Source organism: Pseudomonas sp. COW5, from assembly GCF_026240005.1.
Taxonomy (GTDB): domain Bacteria; phylum Pseudomonadota; class Gammaproteobacteria; order Pseudomonadales; family Pseudomonadaceae; genus Aquipseudomonas; species Aquipseudomonas kribbensis.
The window spans coordinates 1425316-1437689 of sequence record NZ_JAPHVP010000001.1; the positions used below are offsets into that span (position 1 = coordinate 1425316).

The 12374-nt window shown below is 57.7% G+C and carries 9 protein-coding genes; 1 reads left to right on the forward strand and 8 read right to left on the reverse strand.

Annotated elements, in window-relative coordinates; genetic code table 11:
- Positions 1–25: 25 nt before the first annotated feature.
- The 3 genes from greA to carA form a co-directional block, all read right to left on the reverse strand.
- Positions 26–502: a transcription elongation factor GreA gene (gene greA, locus OQ248_RS06570; RefSeq protein WP_085711852.1), complete on the reverse strand. Its 477-nt coding sequence runs from the start codon at positions 500–502 to the stop codon at positions 26–28.
- Positions 499–3720, reverse strand: a complete 3222-nt coding sequence (carB, locus tag OQ248_RS06575) for a carbamoyl-phosphate synthase large subunit (RefSeq protein ID WP_085711853.1) — start codon at positions 3718–3720, stop codon at positions 499–501. The genes greA and carB overlap by 4 nt, the downstream gene beginning before the upstream one ends.
- 126 nt (positions 3721–3846) lie before the next feature.
- A complete protein-coding gene (carA, locus tag OQ248_RS06580) occupies positions 3847–4983 on the reverse strand; it encodes a glutamine-hydrolyzing carbamoyl-phosphate synthase small subunit (RefSeq protein WP_265812353.1) in 1137 nt (378 codons plus the stop codon).
- Positions 4984–5271: 288 nt separating this feature from the next.
- Between carA and OQ248_RS06585 the strand changes: the two genes are divergently transcribed.
- A complete protein-coding gene (locus tag OQ248_RS06585) occupies positions 5272–6687 on the forward strand; it encodes a DNA cytosine methyltransferase (protein ID WP_265812354.1) in 1416 nt (471 codons plus the stop codon).
- A 1-nt stretch (position 6688) separates the two neighbouring features.
- On the opposite strand, the gene OQ248_RS06590 is transcribed toward OQ248_RS06585, so the two are convergent.
- The 5 genes from OQ248_RS06590 to grpE form a co-directional block, all read right to left on the reverse strand.
- On the reverse strand, positions 6689–7459 hold the full coding sequence (locus OQ248_RS06590) for a PmeII family type II restriction endonuclease (protein ID WP_265812355.1): 771 nt from the start codon (positions 7457–7459) through the stop codon (positions 6689–6691).
- 79 nt (positions 7460–7538) lie between these two features.
- Entirely contained in the window at positions 7539–8345 is an 807-nt protein-coding gene (gene dapB, locus OQ248_RS06595; protein WP_265812356.1) for a 4-hydroxy-tetrahydrodipicolinate reductase, read from the reverse strand.
- Between the two features lie 9 nt (positions 8346–8354).
- On the reverse strand, positions 8355–9479 hold the full coding sequence (dnaJ, locus tag OQ248_RS06600) for a molecular chaperone DnaJ (RefSeq protein ID WP_085711856.1): 1125 nt from the start codon (positions 9477–9479) through the stop codon (positions 8355–8357).
- 297 nt (positions 9480–9776) lie between these two features.
- Entirely contained in the window at positions 9777–11693 is a 1917-nt protein-coding gene (gene dnaK / locus OQ248_RS06605) for a molecular chaperone DnaK (protein WP_085711857.1), read from the reverse strand.
- Between the two features lie 102 nt (positions 11694–11795).
- Entirely contained in the window at positions 11796–12365 is a 570-nt protein-coding gene (gene grpE / locus OQ248_RS06610; protein WP_085685597.1) for a nucleotide exchange factor GrpE, read from the reverse strand.
- Positions 12366–12374: the final 9 nt, after the last annotated feature.

Sequence of the window (12374 nt, forward strand, 5' to 3'; positions counted from 1 at the left end):
GCCCGCCTGCAGCGGGCGCCCTGTTTCAGATGTGACGGACTTCGACAATCTCATACTCGATATCGCCGCCTGGCGTTTTCACGACGACCGTGTCGCCCTCTTCCTTGGCAATCAAGGCGCGGGCGATCGGCGAGCCGACCGAAATCTTGCCGAGCTTGATGTCCGCCTCGTCTTCACCAACGATCTGGTAAGTCACGCTTTCATCGGTCTCGACGTTGGCGATCTCGACGGTAGTGCCGAAAATCACTTTGCCGGTGTGCGGAATGGTCGTCACATCAATGATCACGGCATTCTGCATGCGACCTTCGATGTCACGGATCCGCGCCTCGACCATGCCCTGCTGTTCGCGGGCGGCATGGTATTCGGCGTTTTCCTTCAAGTCACCCAACTCGCGGGCCGTACCGATGTCCTGGCTGAGCTTCGGACGAACGACCTTGGTCAGATGAGCATGTTCTTCTTCCAGGGCTTTCGCGCCCTGGACGGTCATTGGGTATTTATTCATGCCTTCAATCCTGCGTGTAGATCCTGCAAGCGGCGCACGGTCTTCTCGGGACCGAACTTCAGCGCTTCGCAGATGGCTTCGCCAGCAGCAATGGTGGTGGTGCAGTAGATCTTGTGCTGCAAGGCGTTACGACGAATGGAGTAAGAGTCGGCGATCGACTGACGACCTTCGGTGGTGTTGATGATCAGCGTGACTTCGTCATTCTTGATCATGTCGACCACGTGCGGACGACCCTCGGTCACCTTGTTCACACGACGCACTTTCAGACCTGCAGCCTCGATCAGCTTGGCAGTGCCGGCAGTGGCGACCACTTCGAAGCCCAAGTTGATCAGATCACGCGCCACACCTGCAACCAGCGGCTTGTCGTCATCACGTACGCTGATGAATGCGGTACCGCCGGTCGGCAGCACTTCGCTCGCGCCCATCTGGGCTTTGGCAAAGGCTTCGCCGAAGGTGTCGCCGACGCCCATCACTTCACCGGTGGACTTCATCTCCGGGCCGAGGATCGGGTCAACGCCAGGGAATTTGGCGAACGGGAACACCGCCTCTTTCACGCTGTAGAAGTTCGGGATGATTTCCTTGGTGAAGCCGATTTCCTTCAGGGTTTTACCAGCCATCACGCGAGCCGCGATCATGGCCAGGGAAACACCGATGCACTTCGACACGAACGGTACGGTACGGGAAGCACGCGGGTTGACTTCGATGACGTAGATGTCTTCGCCTTGCAGGGCCAGCTGAACGTTCATCAGGCCGACCACGCCCAGCTCCAGGGCCATTTTCTTGACCTGCTCGCGCATCTCGTCCTGGATGTGCGCCGGCAGCGAGTACGGCGGCAGCGAGCACGCGGAGTCACCGGAGTGAACGCCCGCCTGTTCGATGTGCTGCATGATCGCGCCGATCACTACGTCCTTGCCGTCGCAGACCGCATCCACGTCCATCTCGATGGCGCAGTTGAGGAAGTGGTCGAGCAGCACCGGGCTGTCGTTCGACACTTGCACCGCGTCACGCAGGTAACGCTTGAGCTCTTCTTCCTTGTAGACGATCTCCATCGCACGGCCGCCCAGTACGTAGGACGGACGCACCACCAGCGGGTAACCGATCTTCGCGGCAGCGCGAACGGCTTCGTCTTCGCTACGCACGGTGGCGTTTGGCGGCTGACGCAGGTTCAGGCGCTCGACCATCTGCTGGAAGCGCTCACGGTCTTCGGCACGGTCGATAGCGTCAGGGCTGGTGCCGATGATCGGCACGCCGGCCGCTTCGAGGGCGCGAGCCAGTTTCAGCGGAGTCTGGCCACCGTACTGGACGATCACACCTTTCGGCTTCTCGACACGGCAGATTTCCAGCACGTCTTCCAGGGTCACCGGCTCGAAATACAGACGGTCGGAAGTGTCGTAGTCAGTGGAAACGGTTTCCGGGTTGCAGTTGACCATGATGGTTTCGTAGCCGTCTTCGCGCAGGGCGAGAGCGGCGTGTACGCAGCAGTAGTCGAACTCGATGCCCTGGCCGATACGGTTCGGACCACCACCCAGAATCATGATCTTGTCGCGGCCGGACGGCGCGGCTTCGCACTCTTCCTCGTAAGTCGAGTACAGGTAAGCGGTGTCGGTGGCAAACTCGGCGGCGCAGGTATCGACGCGCTTGTAGACCGGGAACACTTCCAGCTTTTGACGGTGAGTGCGCAGGTTCTTCTCGGTCACGCCCAGCAGCTTGGCCAGACGCTGGTCGGAGAAACCTTTACGCTTGAGCTTGAACATCAGGTCGCGGTCGATAGCGGACAGACCCAGGGTCTTGACCTTCTCTTCGTCCTTGATCAGATCTTCGATCTGCACCAGGAACCACGGGTCGATCATGTTCATGCCGAAGATTTCTTCGACAGTCATGCCGGCGCGGAAAGCGTCCGCCACGTACCAGATACGCTCGGCGCCCGGCACGGTCAGTTCGCGCTTGAGCACGCTCATGCTTTCCGGGTTGCTCAGGTCGACTTTCTCGTCCAGACCGCAAACGCCGACTTCCAGACCGCGCAGGGCTTTCTGCAGGGATTCCTGGAAGGTACGGCCGATGGCCATGACTTCACCAACCGACTTCATTTGAGTGGTCAGGCGTGCGTCAGCGTTGGCGAACTTCTCGAAGGCGAAGCGTGGCAGCTTGGTCACGACGTAGTCGATGGACGGCTCGAAGGACGCCGGGGTCTTGCCGCCGGTGATGTCGTTCGACAGCTCGTCGAGGGTGTAGCCGACTGCCAGTTTGGCCGCGACCTTGGCAATCGGGAAACCGGTGGCTTTCGAAGCCAGGGCCGACGAACGCGATACACGCGGGTTCATTTCGATCACGACCATGCGGCCGGTGTCCGGGCAGATACCGAACTGAACGTTGGAACCGCCGGTCTCGACGCCGATCTCGCGCAGTACCGCCAGCGAGGCGTTACGCAGGATCTGGTATTCCTTGTCGGTCAGGGTCTGAGCCGGGGCAACAGTGATCGAGTCACCGGTGTGCACGCCCATCGGGTCGAAGTTTTCGATGGAGCAGACGATGATGCAGTTGTCCTTTTTGTCGCGGACAACTTCCATTTCATATTCTTTCCAGCCGATCAGCGATTCGTCGATCAGCAGTTCCTTGGTCGGCGACAGGTCCAGACCACGGGCGCAGATTTCTTCGAACTCTTCACGGTTGTAAGCGATACCGCCACCGGTGCCGCCCATGGTGAAGGACGGACGGATGATGCACGGGAAGCCCAGGCGCTCAAGCACCGCGTTGGCTTCTTCCATGCTGTGGGCGATACCGGAACGCGGGCATTCCAGGCCGATGGCTTTCATCGCCTTGTCGAAACGCGAACGGTCTTCAGCCTTGTCGATGGTGTCGGCGTTGGCGCCGATCATCTCTACGCCGAACTTCTCCAGAACGCCTTCGCGCTCCAGGTCCAGGGCGCAGTTCAGAGCAGTCTGGCCACCCATGGTTGGCAGCACCGCATCCGGACGCTCTTTTTCGATGATCTTGGCAACGGTCTGCCACTTGATCGGCTCGATGTAGGTGGCGTCCGCCATGTCCGGGTCGGTCATGATGGTGGCCGGGTTGGAGTTCACCAGGATGACGCGGTAACCCTCTTCGCGCAGGGCTTTGCAAGCCTGGGCGCCGGAGTAGTCGAATTCGCAGGCCTGGCCGATAACGATCGGGCCAGCGCCGAGAATCAGGATGCTTTTAATGTCTGTACGTTTTGGCATGGGTTTGTCACTCAAATCCGCAGGTCAGTCGGCAAGCCGTCTTGATCGATTTCTGAAGTCCCGAGGGGGCCGCCGGTTCCGGGGCCGCCCTCGAGGGGCTTCTCGCTACAGTCTCAAGGCGAGCGCTTAGCGTCGCTTGGCCATCTCGTTGATGAAGCGGTCAAACAGAGGGGCCACATCGTTCGGGCCCGGGCTCGCTTCAGGGTGACCCTGGAAGCTGAACGCGCTCTTGTCGGTGCGCTCGATGCCTTGCAGGGTGCCGTCGAACAGCGATTTGTGGATCGCGCGGACGTTGGCTGGCAGGGTCGCTTCGTCAACCGCAAAACCGTGGTTCTGGCTGGTGATCATCACGACGCCAGTGTCCAGATCCTGAACCGGGTGGTTGGCACCGTGGTGACCGTGGCCCATTTTCAGGGTCTTGGCGCCGGAGGCCAGGGCCAGCAGCTGGTGACCGAGGCAGATGCCGAACACCGGAGTTTCGGTTTCCAGCACTTCCTTGATCGCCTTGATCGCGTAGTCGCAAGGCTCTGGATCGCCAGGGCCGTTGGACAGGAACACGCCATCCGGATTCAGGGCCAGCACGTCGGCAGCCGGGGTTTGCGCCGGCACCACGGTCACGCGGCAACCGCGCTCGACCAGCATGCGCAGGATGTTGACCTTGACGCCGTAGTCATAGGCGACCACGTGGTAAGGCAGCTCGGAGGCTTCGATGGTCGCGTGGCTGTCGGTCTTCAGATCCCAGACAGTGGAGCGCCATTCGTATTGGGTCTTGGTGCTGACGACTTTCGCCAGGTCCATGCCCTTCAGGCCCGGGAAGCCTTGCGCAGCGGCGATGGCCGCTTCTTCGGAGATGTTGTCGCCGGCCATGATGCAGCCGTTCTGTGCGCCTTTTTCACGCAGGATGCGGGTCAGGCGACGGGTGTCGATACCAGCGATTGCCACAACGTTGTTGGCTTTCAGGTAGTCGGACAGGGACATCGTGTTACGCCAGTTGCTCGCTACCAGCGGCAGGTCACGGATGACCAGGCCAGCGGACCAGACGCGATTGGACTCGGCGTCCTCCGGCGTGGTGCCGGTGTTGCCGATGTGCGGGTAAGTCAGGGTAACGATCTGTTGGGCGTAGGAAGGATCGGTAAGGATTTCCTGATAGCCGGTCATTGCGGTGTTGAACACCACCTCACCAACGGTCTGACCGTCGGCTCCAATGGCTTCGCCGCGAAAAATGCTGCCATCAGCAAGGGCGAGTATGGCTGGCTTAGTCAAGAAGACCTCCCGTAAATAACGCATGAAAGGGCAATCGCAGGTTGTAAAAAAGCGGAGTGACGTATGGACACGTCACCCCGCTTCTTCACTGAATTATTCTGCGCGCTTTTAGTGGACACACTAAAGCTGTAGCTTACAGCAAAGACCTAAAACCCGAAAGGGCTGAACCGCTACAAACCCGTCACCCCAAAGGCTGGCGGTATGCCACCACGCCACAGGGACGGTTGACACGACCTAGACCCTGTCTAGAATAGGTACCCATCCTAAGTTTCGAAAAAGAAACACTGAATGAGTACCCATATCAGCATTGCTGACGCCGCCTTACTACTTAACGTCAGTACGCAGCGAGTCAGAACCCTTTGCCGTAGCGGCGCAATCCAGTCCGGAAAAATCGGTAAAACCTGGATCGTCGATCAAGCCAGCTTAAAGAATTACGGGCTCCGAACCGCACATATGATTGCAGAAGACCATCCCGCCTACCCCGTACAAGCATCATCAAACGCGCGCAGACCAATCGCACTGAGCTTTTTCTCTGGGGCCATGGGCCTTGATCTTGGCCTTGAAAAAGCCGGGTTCGATATTCGTCTTGCCTGCGAATCGAACAAACATTGCCGACAGACCATCGCGCTTAACAGACCCAATACCGCGCTGCTTGGCGATATAAACGACTGCACCATGGAACAGGTGTTAGAAGCAGCACAAGTCACTCACCAAGAGGTGGATCTCATTGTCGGAGGGCCGCCCTGCCAGGCTTTCAGTACAGCAGGCAAACGCAAGGCGTTCAACGATGATCGCGGTAACGCATTCCTCAAATACATCGACCTTGCCATAGAAATTCGCCCACGCTTCATTGTCATAGAGAATGTACGCGGCCTACTTTCCTGCCCAATGGATCACCGGCCACACAATCAACGTGGTACTGATTTTCCTGATTTATCCCTCGACGAAATGAAAGGCGGAGCGCTCAATTTCGTCATAAGCGTGCTCAAACGCGCGGGCTACAAATGCACCTTTAACTTGTACAACTCGGCAAATTTCGGAACACCGCAGATTCGCGAGCGAGTCATCATCGTATGCTCTCGCGATGGCAAAGAGGCGCCATTTCTCACGCCAACTCACTCTGAAGATGGCTCTCATAGCCTGCCGAAATGGAACAGCTTCCGCAGCGCGGTCAAAGGCCTAGAGCAGCATACCCACCTAAACTTTCCAGAAAAACGACTTAAATATTACCGCATGCTCAAAGCCGGAGAGAACTGGCGCAGCCTTACGCCGATTTTGCAACAAGAAGCACTTGGAAAATCGTATTTTTCAGGCGGCGGCAAAACCGGGTTTCTACGACGTCTTCACTGGGAAAAACCGTCGCCAACTTTAGTGACTCACCCAGCGATGCCAGCAACTGACCTCGCACACCCGGAAGAAGATCGACCACTGTCGATCCAGGAATATAAACGTATCCAAGAATTTCCAGATGACTGGCAATTGGCCGGCCCCCTAATTGAACAATATAAGCAAGTAGGCAATGCAGTGCCTGTTAGCCTCGGGTATGCGGTAGGAAAGCTAATCCGCGAACTTCTAAACGGAAACAACCTAACACCACCTAAAGATTTTCGCTTTTCGCGCTATCAGGCAACGTCGCATACTGACTGGTTACAACTGTTCGAACAACAGAAACAGAAGCACCAGTTCAGTCTGGAGCTTGCTTGACTTACAGGTGGGCGGGCTTGCGCCTGCTCACCTTCGGCTGCTCGATTGATGAGTTTAGCTGAACTAGACGATCCCATCGAATGGCCCCCTCCTCGTCGCAAAACTCGATAGTAAATTCCCTAGTAAACTTATTAACCATCTGAGCGTAAGACGCTTGGAACTCGGCATTGCGCTCCTGAGCCTGATACCCCAAAGGCTCAATTAGCTCAACATATAGATTTTCATCCCCAGAAATAAACTCCCAGAACCGCTGCCCACAAAGCTTGCTGTAGTCCCCCTTGTCCGGCTTATTGTCTCGACCATAGCAACAGCCGTTTACCGCAACGATATTCAGTCCAGATTGACTGGTTCGCAAAGTGCGTTGCGCTGTTTTGAAGTTGGAGCGCATTTGAGCAATTTGCGAGCTATTACCCCAGTTAGGGCCGGACTTAATCGCCACCAAGTGACGACGGCCGCTTTTGTCAAATTCCAGATCAACGCCCGCAACGGCCGATTTCCAACCACCGTAAGTTTTGCCATTAATAAATATCGCCAACCCCTCCAGCCAATCTCCAAACAACGTCTCCTCATTGGAGGAGACGTGCGCATCGAGAATCCCGCGGACAATTTGCTCTGCTGTCTGTACGTTTTTTGCTTTAAACATGTAGGGATTTTTACGCTTGAGGACATCTTTAAGCCTCAACAACGACAGGCTATCTAAGCGCTTCTGATGAAATATGCCGATATTCTCTTCAACATATTTAGCCACGTCGGCCAGATCTAAGGGTCGCATCCGCCACATTCCCTATTCGAATGAAATTTTAGGCAAAACAAAGGCGCTTTACGCGCCTTAGTTTTTAAGAAGCAGTAGCTTACTTCAAATCGAGCACGTCCTGCATGTCGTAAAGACCCGGTTCACGAGCATCCAGCCACAGCGCTGCACGCACCGCACCCTTGGCGAATGTCATGCGGCTCGAAGCCTTGTGGGTGATTTCCAGACGCTCGCCCTCGCAGGCAAACAGCACCGTGTGATCGCCCACCACATCACCGCCGCGAACAGTGGCGAAACCGATGGTTTCACGTTCACGCGCACCGGTGTGACCTTCGCGACCATAGACCGCGACCTTCTGCAGATCACGATCCAGCGCACTGGCGATCACTTCACCCATGCGCAGGGCCGTGCCCGATGGCGCATCGATCTTGTGACGGTGATGGGTTTCGATGATTTCGATGTCTGCGTCATCACCCAACACCCGCGCAGCCATGTCGAGCAGTTTCAGCGACAGGTTGACGCCAACACTGAAGTTAGCCGCGAACACGATCGGAATATCCTTGCCCGCCTCGGCCAGCAACTGCTTCTGGGCAGCATCCAGCCCGGTCGTGCCGATCACCATCGCCTTGCCGGCCTTGCGGCAGAAGGCCAGGTTTTTCAGCATGACTTCCGGCAGGGTGAAGTCGATCAAGACATCGAACTCTTCTGCGACCGATTCCAGATTTCCGGACAACGGCACGCCGATTCGACCGAGCGAAGCCAGCTCACCGGCATCCACCCCGATCAGCGTACTGCCAGGGCGAACGATGGCCGCCGTCAAACCGGTCAGCGGCGCGCGCTGCTGCACGGCCTCGACCAGAATCTTGCCCATGCGCCCGGCGGCGCCCATCACAGCTATACGTCGCATGCCGACTCCTTACAGATCGCCGAAGAAGCGCTTCACGCCATCGAACCAACCGGTGGTTTTCGGCGAGTGGCTGTTGTCATCCGCCAGAGAGCTGCGGAACTCTTCGAGCAATTCACGCTGACGACGGTTCAGATTGACCGGGGTCTCGACTGCCACACGGCACATCAGATCACCTGCACCGCCACCACGCACCGGCGCCACGCCCTTGCCGCGCACGCGGAACTGCTTGCCGGTCTGAGTCCCTTCCGGAATCTTCAGCTTGACGCGACCGTCGAGGGTCGGGATTTCCAGCTCGCCACCCAGCGCCGCATCGACAAAGCTGATCGGCACTTCGCAGAACAGGTGCTTGCCGTCACGCTGGAAGATCGCGTGCTCGCGCACGTTGATCACCACATACAGGTCGCCGGTCGGGCCACCCTGAGTGCCCGCCTCGCCTTCGCCGGACAGACGAATGCGGTCACCGGTATCGACACCGGCCGGCACTTTGACGGAGAGGGTTTTGTATTCTTCGACGCGACCGTCACCGTGGCAGGAGTCGCACGGATCGGAAATGATCTTGCCCTGGCCATGGCAGCGCGGGCAGGTCTGTTGTACGGAGAAGAAGCCTTGCTGCATGCGCACCTGGCCGATGCCGCCGCACGTCGGGCACGTCGATGGCGACGAACCTTTCTTGGCACCCGAACCATCGCATGGTTTGCAGTTCACCAGTGTCGGAACGCGGATATTCACGGTGGTACCACGCACCGCTTCTTCCAGGTTCAGCTCCAGGGTGTAGCGCAAGTCGCTGCCACGCTGGGCGCCGCCACGGGAACCACCGCGACCGCCACCGAAGAAGTCACTGAAGACATCACCGAAAATATCGGAGAAGTTCTGACCGCCGAAACCGGCACCGCCGCCACCCATGCTTGGGTCGACACCGGCATGGCCGTACTGATCGTACGCCGCGCGCTTGCTGGAATCGGACAATACTTCGTAGGCCTCATTGGCCTCTTTGAACAGCTCTTCCGATGCTTTGTCATCGGGATTACGGTCCGGGTGATGCTTCATCGCCAGACGGCGATAGGCCTTTTTCAGGTCTGCTTCGCTTGAGCCGCGCTCAACACCCAACACTTCGTAATAGTCACGCTTAGCCATAAGTTCTTCATACTCTTGAGGACGTTCGGCAAACCCCTCCTGAGCTTCGCCAAACTCGTTGAGCCCCAATACAGGCCCGGACCCAACTCACGTCAATTCAACGATCCTGGTCTTTGATTCATGCGGTACTTGCGGCGCGAAAAGCAGGAGCATTTCCGGCCATACCGCCAACACGCGAAGCTTGTCGCATGCTGTAAAAATTCGCGTAGTCCAGATACGCCAACGCGGGAGCAAGCTCCCGCGCGGCGACATCCTACCAGTCAGTGCCCAAAGGCAGTCAACCGGCCGACCAACAACTTACTTGTGGTCTTTGACTTCTTCGAACTCGGCATCGACAACATCGTCAGCCTTTTCAGCTTTCTCTGCGTGCGGTGCCGCGCCTTCGGCAGGCTGAGCCTGTTCGGCGTACATCTTCTGAGCAACCGGCGCAGAGACCTTCGACAGTTCTTCAACCTTGGCGTCGATGGCAGCCTTGTCGTCGCCTTTGACGGCGGCTTCCAGGGCAACCACAGCGGCTTCGATTGCAGTCTTCTCTTCTGCAGTCACTTTGTCGCCAGCGTCAGCGATCATCTTGCGAGTCGAGTGAACCAGTGCATCACCCTGGTTACGGGCAGCGGCCAGCTCTTCGAACTTGCGGTCTTCCTCGGCGTTCAGCTCGGCGTCGCGCACCATCTTCTGGATTTCTTCATCCGACAGACCGGAGTTGGCCTTGATGGTGATCTTCTGCTCTTTGCCGGTCGCCTTGTCTTTCGCACCGACGTGCAGGATGCCGTTGGCGTCGATGTCGAAGGTCACTTCGATCTGTGGCACACCGCGTGGCGCTGGTGGAATCTCGGCCAGGTCGAACTTGCCCAGGGACTTGTTCTGTGCGGCTTGCTTGCGCTCACCTTGCAGGACGTGAATGGTCACGGCGCCCTGGTTGTCGTCGGCAGTCGAGAACACTTGCGATTTCTTGGTAGGAATCGTGGTGTTTTTCTCGATCAGCGCGGTCATCACGCCGCCCATGGTTTCGATACCCAGGGTCAGCGGGCTGACGTCGAGCAGCAGAACGTCTTTCACGTCACCGGCCAGAACAGCGCCCTGGATGGCAGCACCCATGGCAACGGCTTCGTCCGGGTTCACGTCTTTACGAGCTTCTTTACCGAAGAAATCGGTAACAGCCTTCTGCACCAGAGGCATACGAGTCTGGCCACCGACCAGAATCACGTCGTCAATTTTGCTGGCGTCGATGCCGGCGTCTTTCAGAGCGATGCGGCATGGCTCGATGGTGCGGTTCACCAGATCTTCAACCAGCGACTCGAGCTTGGCACGAGAGATCTTCACGTTCAGGTGCTTAGGACCGGTCGCATCTGCTGTGATGTACGGCAGGTTGACGTCGGTCGACTGCGAGGAAGACAGCTCGATCTTGGCTTTCTCGGCGGCTTCTTTCAGACGCTGCAGGGCCAGTGGATCGTTCTTCAGGTCCATGCCGGACTCTTTCTTGAACTCGTCGACGAGGTAGTCGATCAGGCGCATGTCGAAGTCTTCACCACCCAGGAAGGTATCACCGTTGGTGGCCAGTACTTCGAACTGGTGCTCGCCGTCAACTTCAGCGATTTCGATCACGGAAACGTCGAAGGTACCACCACCCAGGTCGTAAACGATCACGGTGTGATCGCCCTTGGCCTTGTCCATACCGTAAGCCAGAGCAGCTGCGGTTGGTTCGTTGATGATACGTTTTACGTCCAGACCGGCGATGCGACCGGCATCTTTGGTCGCCTGACGCTGGCTGTCGTTGAAGTAGGCCGGAACGGTGATCACCGCTTCGGTCACGGCTTCGCCGAGGTAGTCTTCGGCGGTCTTCTTCATCTTCTTCAGGACTTCGGCGCTGATTTGCGGCGGAGCCATCTGCTTGCCGGAAGCCTCGACCCAAGCGTCACCATTGTTGGCCTTGACGATCTTGTAAGGCACCAGCTTGATGTCTTTCTGCACGACTTCTTCGTCGAAGCGGCGGCCGATCAGACGCTTCACCGCGAACAGTGTGTTGTGCGGGTTGGTCACAGCCTGACGCTTGGCGGACTGGCCGACCAGGATTTCGCCATCGTTGGCGTAAGCGATGATCGACGGCGTGGTACGCGCGCCTTCGGCGTTTTCAATAACTTTGGCTACGCCGTTTTCCAGCACGGAGACGCAGGAGTTGGTAGTCCCCAGGTCGATACCGATAATTTTGCCCATGTTCACTCTCCCGAAACTTTGGATTTGGTTGCCGCAGCAGTGGTGGCTAACTGCGGTAATACTTAAACGCTTGACTTCTAAATGGGGGCCTTGCGGCTAATTTCAAGCCTTCTCGTCAATCGAAGGCGAAACTGGCGCCGGCGCCTTGCTGACCACGACCATCGCCGGACGCAGCAGGCGACCGTTGAGCTGGTAGCCCTTCTGGAACACTTTCAGAACGCTGTTCGGTTCCAGGTCAGCACTTTCCTGCATGGCCATTGCCTGATGTTCCACGGCGTTGAACGGCTCGCCTTCCTGCGGACTTACGGCTACAAGCTGATAGCGCTTGAGGGTGTCCTGGAACATTTTCAGTGTCAGCTCGATACCTTCGCGCATCGGACGGATGCTTTCGTCGTCCGGGCTCGACAGCTCGAGGCCGCGCTCCAGGCTGTCGACGATCGGCAGCAGGTCGCCGGCGAATTTTTCCAGTGCAAATTTGTGAGCCTTTTCGACGTCCTGCTCGGCACGGCGGCGGACGTTCTGCAGATCGGCAGCTACGCGCAGAGATTGATCCTGCGCGGCGGCCAATTGCTCTTCGAGCACTTGTACACGGGTCGCCAGGTCATCACCCGAAGCCTCGGGCGCCTGATTGGCTTCTGGATTTTGCGTATCTACTGTCTGTTCGTCAGCCATAGAATTCTC